At 44.9% G+C, this 18,883-nt stretch carries 17 protein-coding genes; 10 read left to right on the top strand and 7 right to left on the bottom strand.

The annotated features are described in order from the left end of the window. Positions 1–17 precede the first annotated feature (17 nt). Both JC525_RS07495 and JC525_RS07500 read right to left on the bottom strand, forming a co-directional pair. Positions 18–2,021, bottom strand: a complete 2,004-nt coding sequence (locus JC525_RS07495) for an ATP-binding protein (protein WP_198815261.1) — start codon at positions 2,019–2,021, stop codon at positions 18–20. 213 nt (positions 2,022–2,234) lie between these two features. Continuing rightward, a complete protein-coding gene (locus JC525_RS07500) occupies positions 2,235–3,155 on the bottom strand; it encodes a diguanylate cyclase (protein ID WP_198815262.1) in 921 nt (306 codons plus the stop codon). A gap of 314 nt (positions 3,156–3,469) precedes the next feature. Between JC525_RS07500 and JC525_RS07505 the strand changes: the two genes are divergently transcribed. Together JC525_RS07505 and JC525_RS07510 are read left to right on the top strand one after the other, a co-directional pair. Next, on the top strand, positions 3,470–3,832 hold the full coding sequence (locus tag JC525_RS07505) for an Hpt domain-containing protein (RefSeq protein WP_198815263.1): 363 nt from the start codon (positions 3,470–3,472) through the stop codon (positions 3,830–3,832). Positions 3,833–3,871: 39 nt separating this feature from the next. Then, a complete protein-coding gene (locus JC525_RS07510; RefSeq protein ID WP_198815264.1) occupies positions 3,872–4,054 on the top strand; it encodes a hypothetical protein in 183 nt (60 codons plus the stop codon). A gap of 85 nt (positions 4,055–4,139) precedes the next feature. Here the strand turns inward: JC525_RS07510 and JC525_RS07515 are convergent, their stop codons facing one another. Next, positions 4,140–5,138, bottom strand: coding sequence for an adenosine deaminase (locus JC525_RS07515; protein WP_198815265.1), 999 nt, complete (start codon positions 5,136–5,138; stop codon positions 4,140–4,142). A gap of 321 nt (positions 5,139–5,459) precedes the next feature. On the opposite strand from JC525_RS07515, the gene JC525_RS07520 reads away from it, so the two are divergent. Beyond that, positions 5,460–6,791 (top strand): NCS2 family permease, encoded by a 1,332-nt coding sequence (locus tag JC525_RS07520; RefSeq protein ID WP_198815266.1) that lies wholly within the window; start codon positions 5,460–5,462, stop codon positions 6,789–6,791. A 108-nt stretch (positions 6,792–6,899) separates the two neighbouring features. Here the strand turns inward: JC525_RS07520 and bamE are convergent, their stop codons facing one another. The 3 genes from bamE to JC525_RS07535 form a co-directional block, all read right to left on the bottom strand. Continuing rightward, positions 6,900–7,157 (bottom strand): outer membrane protein assembly factor BamE domain-containing protein, encoded by a 258-nt coding sequence (gene bamE, locus JC525_RS07525; RefSeq protein ID WP_105930933.1) that lies wholly within the window; start codon positions 7,155–7,157, stop codon positions 6,900–6,902. Positions 7,158–7,251: 94 nt separating this feature from the next. Next, on the bottom strand, positions 7,252–8,181 hold the full coding sequence (gene puuE / locus JC525_RS07530; RefSeq protein WP_198815267.1) for an allantoinase PuuE: 930 nt from the start codon (positions 8,179–8,181) through the stop codon (positions 7,252–7,254). A gap of 1 nt (position 8,182) precedes the next feature. Next, positions 8,183–8,827, bottom strand: a complete 645-nt coding sequence (locus JC525_RS07535) for a TetR family transcriptional regulator C-terminal domain-containing protein (protein WP_198815268.1) — start codon at positions 8,825–8,827, stop codon at positions 8,183–8,185. Between the two features lie 380 nt (positions 8,828–9,207). On the opposite strand from JC525_RS07535, the gene xdhA reads away from it, so the two are divergent. The 7 genes from xdhA (at position 9,208) to JC525_RS07570 (ending at position 17,497) form a co-directional block, all read left to right on the top strand. Then, a complete protein-coding gene (gene xdhA / locus JC525_RS07540) occupies positions 9,208–10,653 on the top strand; it encodes a xanthine dehydrogenase small subunit (RefSeq protein WP_198815269.1) in 1,446 nt (481 codons plus the stop codon). Beyond that, complete coding sequence (gene xdhB, locus JC525_RS07545; protein ID WP_198815270.1) at positions 10,646–13,012, top strand: xanthine dehydrogenase molybdopterin binding subunit; 2,367 nt, start codon at positions 10,646–10,648, stop codon at positions 13,010–13,012. Before xdhA ends, xdhB begins: the two co-directional genes overlap by 8 nt. Further along, positions 13,009–13,956, top strand: a complete 948-nt coding sequence (gene xdhC, locus JC525_RS07550; RefSeq protein WP_233095045.1) for a xanthine dehydrogenase accessory protein XdhC — start codon at positions 13,009–13,011, stop codon at positions 13,954–13,956. Before xdhB ends, xdhC begins: the two co-directional genes overlap by 4 nt. Beyond that, positions 13,943–14,446 (top strand): 2-oxo-4-hydroxy-4-carboxy-5-ureidoimidazoline decarboxylase, encoded by a 504-nt coding sequence (gene uraD / locus JC525_RS07555; protein WP_198815271.1) that lies wholly within the window; start codon positions 13,943–13,945, stop codon positions 14,444–14,446. The genes xdhC and uraD overlap by 14 nt, the downstream gene beginning before the upstream one ends. A gap of 91 nt (positions 14,447–14,537) precedes the next feature. Next, on the top strand, positions 14,538–14,870 hold the full coding sequence (gene uraH / locus JC525_RS07560; protein ID WP_198815272.1) for a hydroxyisourate hydrolase: 333 nt from the start codon (positions 14,538–14,540) through the stop codon (positions 14,868–14,870). 5 nt (positions 14,871–14,875) lie between these two features. Then, positions 14,876–16,165 carry a guanine deaminase gene (gene guaD / locus JC525_RS07565; protein WP_198815273.1) on the top strand — a complete coding sequence of 430 codons (1,290 nt, stop codon included), beginning with the start codon at positions 14,876–14,878 and terminating at the stop codon, positions 16,163–16,165. A 48-nt stretch (positions 16,166–16,213) separates the two neighbouring features. After that, positions 16,214–17,497, top strand: coding sequence for a urate hydroxylase PuuD (locus tag JC525_RS07570; RefSeq protein ID WP_198815274.1), 1,284 nt, complete (start codon positions 16,214–16,216; stop codon positions 17,495–17,497). 36 nt (positions 17,498–17,533) lie between these two features. On the opposite strand, the gene JC525_RS07575 is transcribed toward JC525_RS07570, so the two are convergent. Next, the gene (locus JC525_RS07575) at positions 17,534–18,811 is read right to left on the bottom strand and encodes a diguanylate cyclase (RefSeq protein WP_198815275.1); all 1,278 of its coding nucleotides are present in this window, start codon (positions 18,809–18,811) and stop codon (positions 17,534–17,536) included. Positions 18,812–18,883 lie beyond the last annotated feature (72 nt).

Raw genomic sequence — 18,883 nt, forward strand, 5'->3', positions numbered from 1 at the left:
TGTCAACCTACTTTAAATTAAGCGGTGATAGATTTTGCGTTTAACGTCGTTCTAACCTGCATCGTCACATCATTTTGAACAACGGGTTTTGACAGAAAATCAGCCATTCCCGCTTCGCTACAGCTAATTTTATCTTCAGCTGTGGTGTTAGCGGTTACTGCAACAATTCTTCCATGTTCTGATAAAAGCCCTTCTTGCTTAATGATTTTGGCTGCGCTCATCCCATCAAGCACTGGCATCGCGCAGTCCATAAAAATAAGGTCATATCTTTTAGCTCGGGCCATTTCGACGGCTACTTCGCCATTGTCAGCTTCGTCTGGCACATAGTTAAATCTTTCAAGCATTGAGGCCAGCACGAGGCGATTGATATCGTTATCGTCAACAACCAGTATATTGAGCGGTATGTTTAAAAGCTCAGATGAAAGCTCAACATCGTTTTTCACCTCTTTTTCTAACGATGCCATTTCAACAGGTATCGCTATATCGAAGCATGTGCCTATACCAACTTTTGAGCGAACTTCTAGCTCCCCACCCATTTTGTCAATGAGCTGGTTGACTATCGACAAACCCAAACCATTGCCATTTAACTCTTCAGACGCACTTGCTCTATCGTTCTGGAACGGTCTAAATATCCGCGACAAAATATCGTCATTCATACCCACGCCCGAGTCTTCCACCGAGGCGAGTAAAACAGGAATATTGCTTTGCTGCTTAAGCGTGACTTGAACAGAGATGTAGCCTTTAGACGTGAATTTGACGGCGTTTGACAACAAGTTAGTGAGCACTTGACTGATCCTTGCGGCATCTCCGTTTACGTAAGTTTTGTCGTCAAATGACAAAACGGCATACAGCCTAATTCCTTTTTCCGCACATCGCCCCTTAAACACGTCAACGATATCTTCAGCCAGTGAGCGCACGCAAAAATCACTGTAACTTAGCGAAAACTCGCCATTGATTATGGAGGTATAGTCGAGCACATCATTAATCAAAGACAATAGACGGTCAGCGCTGTGCAAGGCAATGTCCGCTTTTTTTATGCGGACATTGTCTTTCTTTTCAAACCTAATAGCTTGAAGCATGCCAGTGATGCCATTGAGAGGCGTCTTTAGTTCATGACTAATCCTTGAAAGCAACAGCCCTCGTTCTTTTGAAGCGGCCTCGGCTTCTTTGCGGCGGGCGTCAAGTTCCAGTCTCAGCTGCACTGACTTGTTCACATTTTGGCAGGTACCAAATAAGCGAATACACTTTCCGTTTTTAAACTCTGCCATGCCGTGAGTTTCTATCCATACTGGATTTCCCTTGGCAGATACCAACTCAAGTGTTGCGCACCAAGGCTCCCCAGTCTCGATAGTATGCGAAACGATGCGATTAATTTCATTTCTATTAAAGCCCTCTTTATAGAAACTGATTGCATCTTCCATCGTAGGCTTGAAATCGTCACTTACCTCATGGATACGCCGGGTTTGAGATGACCAAGAGAGCGCATTATTGCGAAGATCTACCTCCCACGTCCCTATGCTCGCAACGCTTTGTAGCTTTTCATACAAGGTATTCTGGTGAGACTCCCCTTTTTCTAACTGAAATTTTTCTAAGGTGACAGCTAAGCAATCGTCTAATAACGCGACTTTCTCAAGGTTAATGGGGAGCTCTGGACACGCATTAATAAACACGAGAAACATGTGGTGCCCATCAAAATTATGCACGCGGCCGCGAATATACTTTTCAGCGTTAAAATAGGTTGAAAACCATTGCTTGAACCCCGAAGAGGCTTTTATGCTGTTAACTGGAAAACTATTTTCTACAGGAATGCAGGATGCAAACGATGGCAATGTTTTAAAATTAGGCGGATAAGCAGATGACGCTTTAATAATAACGTCTACGGCCTCATCTTCGATTTGCACTAGCAAACCTTGGAACACACCCAAGGTATCGCACCCACGCTGAACAAGGTTGGATAAAGATGTTTTAAGCTGCTCTTCTAACTTAATATTTACACTCGACTGCTCGTCAAAATAAATCATCGTTCGATTCCTACGCCTAACACTCGTTGTCCAAAGTAGCCACCAATCGTCAAAATGCGACAAATATGAAATATTCATACGTTATGGTAATGATAGCGTGGCTTGGTAGTGAAGGAAATTAAACAATAGGATAGATAAATCGTACCCATTTTAAGAATGTTTATTTGCTACTAGAGCCCGTAAGTCAATGTTGCATATTAACGCTCAGTAAACCTATCCCTTAGCCTGGTTTCTGCCAAGCTCTTTGGCTTCAAAAAGGGAAATATCCGCATCTTCTATAAGCGCAGAGTAATCGTCGTCTATAACATCAGTCGCCTTCCAAACCGCATACCCAGCGCTTATTGAGACTCGCTCATCGATGCCTTTGCCGTGGGGAATGTTAGCGTTAGATACTGCTTCGACTAGCTGCTGTGCGACAATCTTTGTACCTTGGTAATCGATATAAGGCAAAATCACTAGGAACTCTTCTCCTCCAAACCGGATTACCGCGTCTTTGGGGCGTTTTACGGTTTCTGAAATAATTTTTGCCACTTTTTGAAGGCAGAGGTCGCCCTCTAGGTGCCCATAGTTGTCGTTAAAGAGCTTAAAATAATCAATATCGATCATTATTGCCCCAACCATGCCATTATCTCGCGCGACTTGTCTTATCAGTAACGGGATTTCTTTGGTTAGGTAGGTACGATTGTATAAACCTGTAAGCTGGTCGTGAAACGTCATTTTTTCTAAATACTCAGTACGAAGCTTGTTCTGAATATGCGTTTTTATGCGATGTGTTAGCGTAGACGCGTTGACTGGCTTCATAACAAAGTCGGACGCGCCAACCTCCCAGCACGCGTTTTCACTTTCAACATCCATTGTGGAAGTGACAAAAATTACAGGGATGTGGCTGGTCAAGGGTGACTGTTTAAGGGTCTTACATACTTCTAAGCCATTTATATCAGGCATATTCATATCTAATAACACCAAGTCGGGTGAATGCTTAGCACAGTATGAAAGCGCCTCTTGACCTGAGTCCGCCGTTTCACAATTGAACACATGCTCTAATATAGACTCTAACAGCATGCGACTTATCGGCTCATCATCAACGATAAGAACATTACATTCTGTATAGGGCTTTATTTCTTGTAAATTCATTAATTTAGGTCGCGTATACCGAAGAAAAGGTAAGGTTTCGCTGAAAACATTACTTCAAAAAAATACAATGCTATTACGCCTGAGTTTAACATCATACGTTAACAAATCTATCGAAAAGACAATATTTTAGATGAGCGCATACTTCAACGCAGACAATCGTAGCGTGTCAATGTTAACTATTATCGGAGATACGTAAAGTAAAATTAGCCTTTAGTATATTTGCTTTATTAATCAATACATGTTGGCGACTAAACCATTGACTCAACGATGCAAATAACGAAAGATTGTCACAAGTAAATTGGTTGGTGATAAAAATGCATACGTTAAGCGATGACGCGACCCTTTCAAAAGAGCAGTTATGGAATAGAGATGCTGCAATAAGTCGTCTTGGTGGAAATGAAGGATTACTCAACCGTATCGTTGACATGTTTTTAGCGCAAATAGAGCAAAAACATGAGTCACTAAAGCAAGCGGTGGCTGATATGGAACTAGAGGCTGTGCGATTCAATAGTCACTCTATGAAAGGGGTAGCTGGTGATGTGGGTGCTGATGCTATTCGCGGCAAAGCGGCGGCAATTGAACTAAAAGCTAAACAGAATAACATCAGTGGGCTACACGAAGATATGAATGACTTGGATGCTCTTATCAAGAAAACGATTGAAGTAATGCGTGCTTGAACGTAGATGTAGTAAACAGAATGAGTCGAAGGCATAAAGTTGCTAACGCTAGCTTCATCGTTAGTCGGAGTGAGCCGTCGTACGTTGACGGATATCGAACAAGACAAAGGTAGCCAAGTAAAAAGTATTATCGACAAGGTGTTCAAACCTCTAGGAATGAAATCTGGACTCACTCCAATTCATCCTCATGTGGCGAAGCATATGATGGCTGGCAAAGCGTAAACGTTGAAGTTCCCTACCCGTTGAAGTTCCTTTAGCCGTTGAAGACTCTTTACCCGTTAAAGACTCTTTAGCCGTTGAAGACTCTTTACCCGTTAAAGACTCTATCAATAAAATAAGTTTTTATATTTTCAGGTAAAAAGCTCGCTTTAAAACTATTGGCGGCGAGGGTTCTTACCGTGTGTTCATCCAAATTCAGTGATTGATGTAACGCATTAAAATTATCGTTAAGGAAGCCCCCAAAATAAGTCGGGTCGTCCGAATTCACCGTTACTAGCAATCCTGCATTTAACAGCTCAATAATATTGTGCTCTTTCATATCATTTATCACACAAAGTTTCAGATTGCTTAGCGGACAAACAGTAAGCGGTATCTGCTTTTCTTTTAAATGTGCCATCAATGCATCGTCTTCTTGACAACGCACACCGTGATCAATGCGGTCAACATTAAGCAATTCAATGGCTTCCCAGATGTAAGACGCAGGTCCTTCCTCTCCAGCGTGAGCAACAATTTTAAAACCAAGAGATTTTGCTTGTTTAAACACACGCTCAAATTTTGAAGGCGGATGGCCGAGTTCAGAGCTATCTAATCCCACGGCCGTTATGTGTTCGTGATAAGGCTTAGCCTCTTCCAATGTTATAATTGCATCGTCTTCAGATAGATGGCGCAGAAAAGACATAATCAGATAACTACTGATACCATACTCTTCTTTGGCCTTGGCCATTGCCCGCAGAAACCCTGACATGAAGACGTCAAAACCTATGCCCCTTTCCGTGTGTGTTTGTGGGTCGAACATGATTTCAGTATGAACGATATTGTCATCAAAACATCGCGATAAATATTCCCACATCAAGGTGAAGAAATCTTCTTCGTCTCTTAACACCCCTGCCCCTGCGTAATATAAATCTAGAAAACTCTGTAAATCTTCAAAGTTATACGCCGCTTCTATCTCTTCCACGTTAGCATAGGGTAGTGTTACACTATGTTTCTTAGCTAGGCGCCACATGAGTTCAGGCGTTAAGCTTCCTTCAATATGCAGATGCAATTCGGCCTTTGGAATATTGTTAATTATTGATGACAGCGACATGGCCCCTCACTTAATTGCACTATAACGATGCAATCGCATTAGTTTAGTGCGTATTAGTTTATCTTTAATGCTATCTGTAAACGAGTTCTATTGCTCATTTAGGTTTTGTTTGCGGTTTTTTTAACATTGTTTTTGTTGTTTCTAAACCGCATGGCTGCTCCTGGGCTGCCTGGCTAGTGACGTTAAGTCACACGTGATTATTACTTGATCACTGTACTACATTGTAAGTTAGCACAAAACGCACCAACAAGTTGACTAACTGGTCAGTTTATTGCTTTCCATGCACAAAACACTTAGTAAAACCTATACAGAGAACTCTTGATGTCTAACAACGTTATTGAGCGGCTATTTAAGCTGCAGGAACACGGAACCACGGTAAGAACAGAGATTATTGCAGGACTTACCACGTTCGCAGCCATGTCATACATACTTGTTGTAAACCCTGGCATTTTAGGGCTCAGCGGTATGCCCGTTGAGGGATTAATTACGGTTACAGCATTGGCAGCTTGTATTGGCACGCTAATGATGGCGCTCATGACAAACTACCCTATCGCACTGGCGCCAGGTATGGGGTTAAATGCGTTTTTTGCCTTTACTATTTGCCTTGGCCGAGAAGTGCCGTGGGAAGCCGCGTTGGGCATTGTGTTTTGGAACGGTATTCTCTTTCTACTTCTCTCACTTACGGGTGTTCGAACTAAAATCGCAGAATCAATCCCGCCATCGCTAAAAATAGGGGTTCAATGCGGAATAGGCTTGTTCATCGCTTTTATCGGTCTCAAAAATGCAGGTCTGATCGTTGATAACCCTGCGACCTTTGTTCAGCTTGGCGACCTTTCAGAACCCGCTGTAATGCTGGCTTTGGTAGGTATTATATTTACCATTGTGTTGATGGTTAAGCGCGTAACTGGCGCTATTTTAATTTCAATTGTAACCCTCACGCTTATTGGCGCCTTTATACCAACAGAAAACGGCACATTAACGGCAACGCCCGCCGCCGTTGTAGGCATGCCAGAATCTATTTCAAATACCTTTATGGCAATGGATTTTTGGTATCCTATCGATCACCTGGCAGAGACCTGGGACCTTATTTTTGCACTTATGTTTGTCAATATGTTCGATACCATTGGGACGTTAATTGGTGTCTCTCGCAAAGCGAACCTTTTAACGCCTGAGGGCAAACTGCCTAAAATTGGTGCGGCCATGACCGCCGATGCCTCAGCAAGTGTTGCAGGTGCAATAGTGGGCACATCACCGGTAACCAGTTATGTAGAATCCGCTACTGGGGTCTCTGCTGGCGGCAGAACTGGCCTGACAGCAGTGGTGGTTTCAGTGTGCTTTTTACTATCACTCTTTTTGACGCCATTGATGAAGGTAATTCCGCTTATGGCGACGACCCCCGCCCTGCTTATGGTGGGGATCTTGATGATGGAGTCTATTCGACAAGTCGATTTTGATGACCTGGGGGCCCTGGCTACCGCATCAGTGGCACTCATTGCAATGCCGCTCACATTCAGTATCAGCGAAGGTATCGCCCTCGGTTTTATAACCTACGTGGGAATTAAGGTTGGAACAGGCAAATTTAAAGAAGTTACGCCGCTCACCTACGGATTAGCTATTGTTTTCTTACTTAGATATCTACTCGATTTGAAATAAGTCACCTTCGTTTACAGGGTATAGCGTGCGCAACCCTGCCCGTTGGATACAAAAAAGGTGGCTTCAAGGCCACCTTTTTAAGCGTAGTAATTAAAGCAGGCTACACGCTTACTTTAGACCGTCATACGTGAAGGTAACGGCTTTATCGCCCATGAATACAATCTTCACATGCTTGCTGTCTTCGTTGCCCCACGTACATGCCATAGTGCCCATTGTTTTGCCACAGTTGTCGGCAGACCCTAAAATGGCTTCAACTTCGTCCTGAGTCATCCCCATTTCTAACTTATCGTAATTTTCTTTCGTCAGCTTTGAGCAAGCTGTCAGGGCTAATGCGCTTAAAGCAATAATGGCTAGTTTTGTTTTCATATTTTTGTCCTTTGTAAAGCGAATCCGCAAGCGACCTGCCGAACTCGCGAACGTTTGTTCAGTATACTTCGAATATATCCGGGTACTTTAAACGCTAAACAGGCAGGTTGTCATTCCCCTCTTTAGGATGAGTCGCTAGCCAATGGCGAGCAATTTGCTCTCGCGTTGCTATCCATACCTTATCATGAGATTTGATGTATTCGATAAAACGTTTCAGCGCGGCCAAACGCGCAGGCCGCCCTATAATGCGATTGTGCAAGCCAATCGACAGCATTTTTGGCGCTTCATCCCCTTCTTCATATAGCACGTCGAACGCATCTTTTAAGTAAGCGAAAAATTGCTCCCCACTATTAAACCCTTGAGGTGTTGCAAACCGCATATCGTTGGTATCTAACGTGTACGGTACCATCAACAGTGGCTTACTATAATGGCAGTCGTAATAGGGTAAATCATCAGCGTAAGAATCAGCGCAATATAAAATATCGTCTCTTTCTGCGATAAGTTTTAACGTATTAGGGCTCGTTCTTCCAGTGTACCAGCCTACAGGCTTTGCACCTGTTAACTGCTCGTGAAGCATAATCGCATCGTCAATTTGTTTGCGCTCTTGCTCTTCACTCATGTCTTGGTAATGTATCCAGCGCATGGCATGGCTAGCAATTTCCCATCCTGAATCCATCATGGCTTTTACCGCATCCGGGTGACGCTGCATCGCCATGGTAACGCCAAATACAGTAACAGGAATTTGGTATTTATTAAGCAAGCGATGCAAACGCCAGAATCCAGCGCGGCTGCCGTACTCATAAATTGATTCCATACTTAAATGGCGATCTTTATAAGCTTGTGCACCAATAATTTCAGATAAGAAAATCTCTGACGCTTCATCACCATGAAGCACACAGTTTTCACCACCTTCTTCATAGTTTAATACGAACTGAACGGCTATCTTTGCTCCGCCTGGCCAGTTTGCATGAGGGACATGTTGGCCATATCCAACGAGATCGCGGGGATATACAGACTCTGTCATACTACACCTCGAAACTGTCAGGCACAGACAATCCACAACCGCCAAGCACAAGCTTGACGACTTGCTTTGTGGCGTCTTCAAAATCTGCTTTGGTCATTTTTTTACCGCGAAGACGAGTGATTTGCGCAGAAAAATCAGCGTAGTGCTGAGTACTTGCCCAGATGGTGTAAAGTAAATATTCACCTTCAATGGGAGGAAGCTTACCCGCGTTAACCCAGGCATCAATGACGGCAAGTCGCCCGTTCATCCAAAGTGCGTGCTCTTCGTCAAAGTACCCACTTAAATTCTGTGCACCATTAATTATTTCCATCGCGAAAATTTTCGACGCCAAAGGATGGGTTCGCGATACTTCCATTTTCTCAGCAATGTAATTTGCTAATACCTCTGCCGGGTCATCTTCTACCGTGGCTTTATCAAAACGCGAGTTCCACAGTGACAAGGTTTCTTCTAGAACTGCAACATAAAGTTCTTGTTTGGTTTTGAAGTAATATAAAACATTGGTCTTTGGCAGCCCTGCTTCGTCGGCTATCTTTTGAACGGCAGTTCCTTTGAAACCAAATTGCGCAAAGCACTTCTCGGCGGCCTGGAGTATTTTTTTTCTATTCATAGCGCCTACGCCAGCGTCGACACTTTTTACCTTCATCATTATTCTTTCAATTCCTTTGCAAATTACCTTGCAAGCACACAGGTACAGCAAATGCTGCACGTATTTCGATAGGTTAGCATTTATTGACAATGCGATGCTACAGAGTATACACGCCACTCAACTAAGGTGTTTATTATACTAAAGCTCGACTTGTACAGTTTTTTAAAACCTTGCACGAATCTTGCCTCGTCTTTATTAACTATGCAAAAGTGAGGGTTGCTGAAGCGTTTATTTACCCTCTACTTATTTGTGCAAAATCTTGGCCTTTTATAACCCGGCCTTTTTTTATAAGCAAAAAATTGACCATGTGGTCTACTTTTATTGAAAAAATACAGCTATATTAATGGATACAAGAATGAACATAGAAAGAAGGTGTGAGTATGATTCGCTTTCTAGTAAATAACGATATCGTTGAGATTAATGAAGCGCGAGCCGACCTCACCCTTCTGCAATTTATTCGCGAACATCGCAAACAAACAGGCACTAAAGAAGGCTGTGCGGCAGGTGATTGCGGCGCATGTACTGTGGTACTCGCGGAGCCTGTGATTACCAACGATGAGACCAAGCTTCATTACCGAACGGTGAACAGCTGCATTACCTTAATGAGTGCAGTACACGGTAAACAACTTATATTTGTTGAACATTTAAGCGATAGTAAACACTTGCATCCTGTTCAACAGGCTTTAGTTGAACACTATGGATCTCAGTGCGGTTTTTGTACCCCTGGCTTTATCATGTCTATGTTTGCGCTATATCATAGTGATAGCAAACCAAATAGAGATGATGTACTACACGCTTTATCTGGCAACTTGTGTCGATGCACAGGCTACCGCCCCATTATCGACGCCACACTGGCTGTATGCGAACACACGCCAAATGATAAATTTACCGCGGCTCAAGAAAAAACCTTGGCGACATTAGTGTCGTTTGAGAGCGCTGCCCCAACGGGTACAGGCAACATTCATACACCGTCCTCTCGCGAAGAATTAAAAGCGCTGATCACCGCCTATCCAGATGCGCAGTTAGTAGCAGGAAGCACTGACCTAAGTTTGCAGTTCACACAGCAGCTTAAAAAAGTAGATACATTAATTAGCCTGACGCACGTTGATGCACTTAAACAACGCACCAAAAGTGAGCATTCTATTATTTTCGGTGCAGCACTTCCGCTCAGTGATGTCGCACCAGAATTGTTAGCAGCCTTTCCACAAGTGGCAGAACTCGTTACTCGTTTTGCGTCATTACCTATTCGTAATCAGGCAACCATTGGTGGAAACGTAGCGAATGCTTCACCTATAGGCGATATGCCGCCACTTTTACTTGCCCTTGGCGCAACGCTGCATTTAGACAATGGCAATGAAGTGCGCCCCCTTCCCATTAGCGCGTTCTTTACTGGTTATAGAGAAACGCAATTAGCGCAGGGTGAATGGATCAGCGCAATAGAAATTCCCCTAAGACAACCTAATCAAACTTTAGCTGCTTATAAAATTTCTAAGCGATTTGAAGATGATATTTCAGCGGTATGTGCCGTGTTTAATGTCACCATTGAAAATGGCAAAGTAGAGGCGATAAGCAGTGGCTTTGGCGGCGTTGCCGCAACACCCATAACCTGCAGCGCGCTTGAAAGTGCACTTGTAGGCAAACAATTTTCGAGCAAAGAATGCTTAAATTTAGGGAAACAAATACTGTTCGATGCCTTCGCGCCTATCGATGATGTGCGCGCCACCGCTGAGTACCGCAAAACGGTGTTAGCCAACTTATGGCACCGCTTCTGGTTAGAACAGCAGTCGGTGAGCAAAATAGAAACACGAGTGGTGCAACATGCGTAAGTTAATTAATACCCCTTTCCCAGCAACGGAAAATACGACTCAAGGTGTTGTTCACACGTCAAGAAAACACGAAAGTGCTGAGCGCCAGGTACAAGGCCTTGCCAACTACGTTGATGATATTATTGAGCCACAAGGTACGCTCTATGCTGCAGTTGGTCTAAGCCAGTGCGCCAGAGGCACTGTTAATAGCATTAACCTTGATGCCGTGCGCGCGAGCGAAGGCGTAGTTGATGTAGTGACTATTGACGATGTTCCTGGTCATAAAGACATAGGCCCCGTATTCGAAGGCGACCCGTTACTGGCTAACGGCGAAATTAAGTTTTTTGGCCAGCCGGTGTTTGCTGTTTTGGCGACGTCCGTCACGTTAGCCCGCCAAGCGGCGTTAAAGGGCAAAATTGATGTTACTGAAGTCGCGCCAGTGCTTAGTGCAGATGAAGCACATCGGCAGCAGACGTTCGTGCGCCCATCACATCGATTCGGCCAACACTCTGAGCGCGTCGATGACGTCATCGCTAACGCGAATCATCAAGCATCGGGTACGCTCAGCATTGGCGGTCAAGAACATATGTATCTGGAAGGTCAAGTGAGCCTCGCGATCCCTGATGAAGAAGATCGCATGAAAATATATACCTCGAGTCAGCATCCAAGTGAAGTTCAAAAGCTGGTTGCAGAAGTGCTTGACGTTAAGTTACATCGCGTAATGGTAGACATGCGTAGAATGGGCGGCGGCTTCGGCGGAAAAGAAACGCAGGCGGCGCAGTGGGCCTGCATAGCAGCGCTTCTTGCATCGCGCAACAAGTGCGCGGTAAAGCTTCGTCTCCCCCGCTTTACCGATATGCATGTAACAGGAAAGCGCCATCCCTTTGAAAATGCGTTTGATGTGGCGTTCGACAATACGGGTAAAATTGAGGCTACCCGTATGACCATTAACGGTATATGTGGGCATTCTCCTGACTTGTCTGATGCAATTGTAGATAGAGCCATGTTTCATGTTGATAACGGCTATTTCTTGGGCAATAGCGACATAGTAGGCCACCGTCTTCAAACTAATATGGTATCGCATACCGCTTACCGCGGCTTTGGCGGCCCGCAAGGGATGATCATGGCCGAAGCTATGATGGATAAAATAGCGCGTACTATCGGCAGCGACCCCCTTTCTGTTAGAAAACGTAATTTATATGGCCCTACAACAGGTACCACTACACCCTATGGTATGGCGATAGAACACAACCTTTTGCCAGAAATGATTACCGAGTTAGAAGAAAGTGCTCACTATTGGCAGCGTCGAGAAGCGATTAGCGCGTTTAATCGCGAAAGTCCGGTCATTAAAAAAGGGCTTGCACTAACGCCGGTTAAATTTGGTATTTCCTTTACTTCTAAACATCTTAACCAAGCAGGTGCGCTTGTTCATATTTACACCGACGGAAGTATTCAAGTAAACCATGGCGGCACGGAAATGGGCCAGGGCCTGCATACAAAAATAGCCCAAATTGCGGCGAACGAATTCGGCGTAGGTCTAGATATGATTGAAGTGACCTCCACGCGAACCGACAAAGTGCCCAACACATCGCCGACGGCGGCGTCGAGCGGCACAGATATGAACGGCAAAGCCGTACAAAATGCCTGTATTACGCTTAAAGCCCGTTTAGCTGAATGCTTTGCGACAAGCCTCGATAAAGAAGCTAAAGCGGAAGACGTACGATTTAGCAGCGGTTATGTCATTTTGGGTGAACACCGCATAGGTTTTGCGGAACTTGTTCAAAAGGCGTACTTTGCGCGCGTTTCGCTGTCTTCAAGCGGCTTTTACAAAACACCTAAGCTTCAGTACAACCGCGATACCGGCGAAGGCCGACCGTTTTTCTACTTTGCTTATGGTGTGTCGATGAGCGAGGTCTCTATCGATACGCTTACCGGCGAATACACGGTAGATAAAGTGAACGTGATACACGATGTGGGCAACAGCCTTAACCCTGCTATTGATATCGGTCAGATAGAAGGCGCATTTATTCAAGGGATGGGCTGGCTTACCACAGAAGACTTAAAGTGGAGCGAAAACGGCAAATTAATTAGCGAAAACATGGCCACCTATAAAATTCCAGCCATTGGCGATACGCCAAAGGAATTTAACGTGAAGTTATTTGGCAGAAAAAATGCTGAGGATAGCATCTATCACTCGAAGGCCGTAGGTGAACCCCCATTTATGCTGGCTATTTCAGTGTGGTGCGCTCTGAAAGACGCGATTTCAAGCTTGTCGGGCTACACTATTGACCCGCAACTGGATACCCCAGCCACACCTGAACGCGTTTTAAACGCTGTTGCTGCTATTCAGCAGGCAGATAGCCGAGGCGGTGCCGTATGACGAAGTCTACGGCAGCTACGTCTTTTCGCGCTAGATACTGGCATGAGGGAATCGCCGAATGCCAAGAGCGCAACGAAGGCTATGTCTTAGTTACAGTGGTAAGTACTGCAGGCTCGACCCCCCGTGAACCGGGAAGCAAAATGGTGGTTACCGCTTCAACCAGTATTGACACTATAGGGGGCGGGCATCTTGAATTTGATGCTATTGCAAGAGCCCGGGAATTTCTGGCCAAAGGCGAGCCATGCACGGAACTGCACAGCTATCCATTAAGCAGCGCGTTAGGCCAGTGTTGCGGTGGTGCGGTGAAAGTACTGTTTGACGTTTGCAATGTGCATCAACAGCATATCGCCATTTTTGGCGCAGGCCATGTAGCGAAAGCCCTAGTGCCGATTTTGGCACAACTTCCTGTGCGCATATCTTGGATAGACAGTCGCGATGATTTGTTCCCAGCCTCACTCCCGGCCAATGTACTAAAAGTGGTAGAGCAAGCGCCAGAGAGCGAGGTGCGACATCTTGATGAAAACAGCTGGCTTGTCATATTAACCCACGACCACCAGCTAGATTATCGCATTACGGAACAGGCGCTGAAGCTGCCGTCTTTGTCATTTGTAGGCTTAATAGGCTCAGATACTAAAGCTAAACGTTTTATCACAAAGCTTACGCAGCGAGGATTTGACGAACGTGCACTATCACGACTCGTTACGCCTATTGGCAATCGCGACATTCCGGGTAAACAACCTATTGAAGTTGCCGTTTCCATTGCTGCCCAACTTATTGCAAAGCTTCATGGTAACAAGGCGAAATCAGCAGGTGTTTCAAAAAACGCTGACAGCACAACAAGCCAGGTCAATAGCAAGTCTGCCACCGTAAACAAAGTTAGTAGAAGCAAAGAACAGGCGCTACCCAATAGCGAAAAAAGGAGCACAATCAGTGACGTTGAATGATATAAACGGATTAACCGCTGATGAAGCATTTTCATGGTTTGAACAGTGTTGCGCATCAAACGTATGGATTTACCACATGGTAAACGCCCGCCCCTATCAAGATGTTGAGGCACTGACTGAACAGGCGAAAGAAGCGTGGACAAAATGCAGTCACGATGACTATTTAGAGGCATTTACCGCACATCCTATGATCGGTGATGTAGATTCTCTTCGCAAAAAATTTGCCAACACTAAAGCCATTGCAGCAGGCGAACAGTCGGGGACAGCCAGTGCATCAGAGTCTGTACTGCATCAGCTTAAAGAAGCTAACCACGCTTATTTAGATAAACACGGATTTATTTTTATTATTTGCGCCACCGGTCTTTCTGCGCACACCATGCTAGAAGCGCTGCAGGCGCGCCTGCCTAACTCAACCCAAGAAGAAATACGTAACGCCGCAGCAGAGCAACTTAAAATAACCTTGTTACGAATTAACAAAGCGCTGGAATGATAAAGCGTATCTAACTCATCTTTGGTGATGCTACGAGATTTATAATGCACGCTAGCTAAACGCGCAGAAAAATAGAAGTAAGGAATAAAATATGAATACGCTTTCAAGCCACGTTCTCGACACCACATTAGGCAAGCCAGCTAAAGGGATTGCGCTAACGTTAACGCTGCCAGACGGTACTACGCTGTCGGGTGAAACGGATAATGACGGTCGTTTCAAAAACTGGGCGCTAAACAATGATAATGGCTTCCCGGCAGGTGTTTATACCCTGCGCTTTCACTGCAAGCCCTATTTAATTGAAACCCACGGCAGTAGCTTTTACCCACACATTGATATTACGTTTGAACTTACTGAGAATGGCGGCCATTATCATGTGCCGCTGCTTATTTCTCCATTTGGGTTCAGCAGCTACAGAGGCAGCTAGTATATATGCAGCTTTTTCGTGCAAGCATTGCGCACTTTCCAAAACAAACTACTCAGTTCGACAATGACATCGCTATTTTTAAAGACGGTGGTTTGTTAGTTAATGACAACGAAATACAAGACATTGGCGAATTTCACGTAATAGCTGACCGCTATCCAGCCGCCACTGTGTCCGACTTTTCGGGCAAATGGATATTACCGGGTTTGATAGACAGTCACCTGCATTATCCTCAAACCCAGAGCATTGCTCACTATGGAGAACAGCTGTTGAGCTGGCTCGAAAACTACACGTTTCCCACAGAGATGCAGTTTGCAGATAGTGCACACGCCACAACTATAGCCAAAGCTTTCTTAAACCAGCTATTGAGAAATGGCACCACCACTGGGTTTGTTTTTACCACCGTACATAAGGAAAGCTGCCATGCACTATTTAGCGCAGCGAGCGAGATTGATATGGCGATTGTGGCAGGCAAAGTGTGTATGGACAGAAACTGTCCTAGCGAGCTTCGCGACAACGCTGAAACTGCACAAGCAGATAGTGCGCAGCTCATAGAAACTTGGCACAACAAAGGCCGTAGCCGTTATGCACTAACCCCTCGTTTCGCTCCCACCAGCACAGAAGCCCAACTTGCTGCGCTAGGTGAACTTGCCGAGCAGTATTCCGACGTTTTTATTCAAACGCATTTATCTGAAAATTTAGATGAGATTGCATGGGTAAAAAGCTTGTTCCCTCAAGCTGATGGTTATTTAGATGTCTATGACAAATATAACTTAGTGCGAGAGCGCTCCGTTTTCGGACACGGTATTCACCTTACGCCAACTGAATGGGCGCGATTAGGTGAAAGTGGTGCAACTATTGCCTTTTGCCCAACATCGAACTTATTTTTAGGCAGCGGCCTTTTTGATATGACCGCGGCACGGGCCAATAATGTTCATGTTGCTATGGCTACCGATGTGGGCGCGGGCACTACATTTAATATGTTCAAAACCTATGGCGACGCTTATAAGGTCAGTCAATTACGTAATGAGCCCATCAGCCCGTTAGAAGGATTTTATCTGATGACTCAAGGTGCCGCCGTGGCTCATGCCCTTGATCATGAAATAGGCAATTTAAATCCAGGGTCTACTGCCGACTTTATTGTTGTTGAGCCGAGGTTCGATGAATTGACGCGCTTAAGAATAAAAGAAGACGCTGAGTTTGATGACGTATTTTTTGCGTTGAGTATTTTAGGTGACGACCGTGCTATCGACCAAACGTGGATAAACGGAACCTGCCGCTATAAAAAAGAAGATTAAAGTAACAGGCTACAGTAGGGCTTTATACCCTAAATAAGGAGAATAATAATGCCGTGGCTAGATTGGATTAGTTTATTTGTACGTTGGTTTCACGTCATCGCAGGTGTGGCGTGGATTGGCGCGTCGTTTTACTTTATTTGGCTGGACAATAACTTACGTACGCCACCAAAGTGGAAGCAAGACAAGGGGATCAAAGGCGATTTATGGGCTATTCATGGCGGAGGATTTTACGAAGTCGCCAAGTACGCTTATGGCCCAGAGAAAATGCCAGAGACCCTGCATTGGTTTAAGTGGGAAGCCTATACGACTTGGCTATCGGGCTTCGCCCTTCTTATTATCGTTTACTACTTTGGAGCCAGCGCCTACCTTATAGACCCATCGGTCAATGCCATGTCGCCAGCCACGGCAATATCTTTGGGGTTAGGGTTAATCTTTGGTGGTCTAGCCTTGTATGAGCTTGCCTGTCGTAGTCCATTGGCAAAATACCCACTCGCCTTCGGCATTGGATTAGTTGCGCTTATTTGCGTTGTTAGCTACCTGTCTACTCAGTGGTTTAGCGGTCGCGGCGCCTATATCCACGTTGGTGCACTTATCGGCACTATTATGGCTGGTAACGTGTTTTTTAATATTATGCCGAACCAGCGCAAGATGGTGGCAGCTGTAGCAGATAAAAAAGACATTGACCCAAGCTGGGGAGCAAGCGCTAAATTGCGCTCGGTGCATAATAACTATTTCACCTTACCCCTGCTTTTTATCATGATTTCCAATCACTATCCCATGACTTACCAGCATCCACAAAACTGGCTGGTACTTATTGCCATCATGGCGACAGCTGCGTGGATAAGACATTTCTTTAATTTGCGTCACGTGGGCACCACTAAACCAAGTATTTTAGTTTCTGGTGCAGCAGCGATGCTCGCGATAGCACTGTGGGTGTCTTGGCCGCAATCTTCTTTAGAGACAACGTTTGGTCATGACACTGCCCATTCGCCAAATAATGCTGAGCTCGATGCAATGCATACCTCATCTAATCGAGATGGAATGAGTAATGAAAACGGTGACTCACACACTAGCATGGTGGTTAGTGATGAGAGGGTGGCGAGTTTGGTAGCAACACACTGTGTGAGCTGTCATTCACGAACGCCAACGGATGATATCTTCAAAGTCGCCCCATTGGGCGTGGTGCTCGATACATGGGAAGACATTGAGCGGTTTGCACCGCAGCTGGTTCGCAGAACCACGGTGACCAAGGATATGCCGTTTTTAAACAAAACCCAGATGACTGATGCCGAGCGTCAGGACATCGCTAAATGGTTTGCACAGAAACGATAGGCTCACCGAAAAGCGGTGTAGGTACGCTCTACTTACCTATACCGCTTTATCAATTATTATTTCGGCTTGCCGACAGTGCTTTTTTCCATACATTTCCTCGTCAGCTCGGTCTAACCACTCCTGAACCGAAGTTATATCTTCATGCCACTCGACCCACCCCACGCTATATTCGATAGGGACAACTTCGCTTTCGCTTACCTTTATTTGAAACTTGCACTGTGCAGCTCGTTCAAAAAATGCTTCTGCTTCCTTCCCACTTGTTCCATAGAGCAAAATAACGAACTCATCGCCACCAATACGGCCAAACCGGTCACTATCCCTTAGTAGCTGGCTCATTGACTCTGAGAATGTGACTAAGGCCTTATCTCCAAGTTTGTGACCGTACTTATCGTTTATTTCTTTAAATTTATTAAGGTCTATATACACAAGGGTGGAGGTTTGTTGACCTCTATCCATTCGCGCTATCTCATCACTTAACTGACTAAAAATTTCTCGTCTGTTGGCCAGCCCTGTGAGGGAGTCAGTTTTTGAAAGGTGCTCTAGCTTGGTTACAGCACTCATTAGCGCTTGCTGTTGAACTTTCTCTCGCGTGATATCATCTGCCGTACCCAGAATACGGGATTCTCTTTCTCTATCATCGAAAATAAGACTTCCTCTATCATGAAGGTACTTTATTTCACCTTTCGAGTCATAGATCCGATATTGAATATCCCAATTTTGAAGTGGGCGACGGTTGAATACGTTTAATACTCTGGCTTTGTCGTCATCGTGGACATAATCGAGGAATCGCATTGGATGACAGTACAGTTCATACTCATTACGACCATAAATGTTCTCATAACCCTCATTAACGTACTGCATTTTGCTGAGATCAGGCGTGGCCACCCATATGAACGTTCTGTCTGAAAAAGCACTGACTATTTTGCTAAACAGCGCATCAACTTGAAAAAGCTCTGACTGAATACGCTTTTTATCGTCGATATCTTCTACAACAGAAATGAAGTAATCGGGGTTGTTATTTTTGTCTCTGATAAGAGAAACGGTAAGCTTCGCCCAAACGTGCTCTCCATCTCGTCTTATGTATCGCTTTTCAAGCGAATAATTGTCGATATTCCCTTTTAACAAATTTTCAAGGTAATCTAAATCTTCACCTAAATATTCTGGAGCGGTTAACTCTTGAAAAGTAAGCGTTGTAAGCTCATGTTCTGCGTACCCTAAGAAATCGCAAAGCCTTTTGTTTACACGTATAAAGCTTCCGTCCACACTGACGTGGGCTAACCCCACAGGACAGAAGTGAAAAGTCTTTTCAAACATGGGGCCAGTCCCCTTTACGTGGCTGCATTCCATCGCCTCTTAAGTGAGTGGTCACACAATGTGATCACGGAT

The sequence above is a fragment of the Alteromonas sp. IB21 genome (assembly GCF_016405965.1).
Lineage (GTDB): Bacteria > Pseudomonadota > Gammaproteobacteria > Enterobacterales > Alteromonadaceae > Alteromonas.

Bases quoted from the DNA above. Each gene is read 5' to 3' on its own strand.
- JC525_RS07495 (WP_198815261.1), bottom strand. From the start codon at position 2,021: ATGATTTATTTTGACGAGCAGTCGAGTGTAAATATTAAGTTAGAAGAG.
- JC525_RS07500 (WP_198815262.1), bottom strand. From the start codon at position 3,155: ATGAATTTACAAGAAATAAAGCCCTATACAGAATGTAATGTTCTTATC.
- JC525_RS07505 (WP_198815263.1), top strand. From the start codon at position 3,470: ATGCATACGTTAAGCGATGACGCGACCCTTTCAAAAGAGCAGTTATGG.
- JC525_RS07515 (WP_198815265.1), bottom strand. From the start codon at position 5,138: ATGTCGCTGTCATCAATAATTAACAATATTCCAAAGGCCGAATTGCAT.
- JC525_RS07520 (WP_198815266.1), top strand. From the start codon at position 5,460: ATGTCTAACAACGTTATTGAGCGGCTATTTAAGCTGCAGGAACACGGA.
- bamE (WP_105930933.1), bottom strand. From the start codon at position 7,157: ATGAAAACAAAACTAGCCATTATTGCTTTAAGCGCATTAGCCCTGACA.
- puuE (WP_198815267.1), bottom strand. From the start codon at position 8,181: ATGACAGAGTCTGTATATCCCCGCGATCTCGTTGGATATGGCCAACAT.
- JC525_RS07535 (WP_198815268.1), bottom strand. From the start codon at position 8,827: ATGATGAAGGTAAAAAGTGTCGACGCTGGCGTAGGCGCTATGAATAGA.
- xdhA (WP_198815269.1), top strand. From the start codon at position 9,208: ATGATTCGCTTTCTAGTAAATAACGATATCGTTGAGATTAATGAAGCG.
- xdhB (WP_198815270.1), top strand. From the start codon at position 10,646: ATGCGTAAGTTAATTAATACCCCTTTCCCAGCAACGGAAAATACGACT.
- xdhC (WP_233095045.1), top strand. From the start codon at position 13,009: ATGACGAAGTCTACGGCAGCTACGTCTTTTCGCGCTAGATACTGGCAT.
- uraH (WP_198815272.1), top strand. From the start codon at position 14,538: ATGAATACGCTTTCAAGCCACGTTCTCGACACCACATTAGGCAAGCCA.
- guaD (WP_198815273.1), top strand. From the start codon at position 14,876: ATGCAGCTTTTTCGTGCAAGCATTGCGCACTTTCCAAAACAAACTACT.
- JC525_RS07570 (WP_198815274.1), top strand. From the start codon at position 16,214: ATGCCGTGGCTAGATTGGATTAGTTTATTTGTACGTTGGTTTCACGTC.
- JC525_RS07575 (WP_198815275.1), bottom strand. From the start codon at position 18,811: ATGTTTGAAAAGACTTTTCACTTCTGTCCTGTGGGGTTAGCCCACGTC.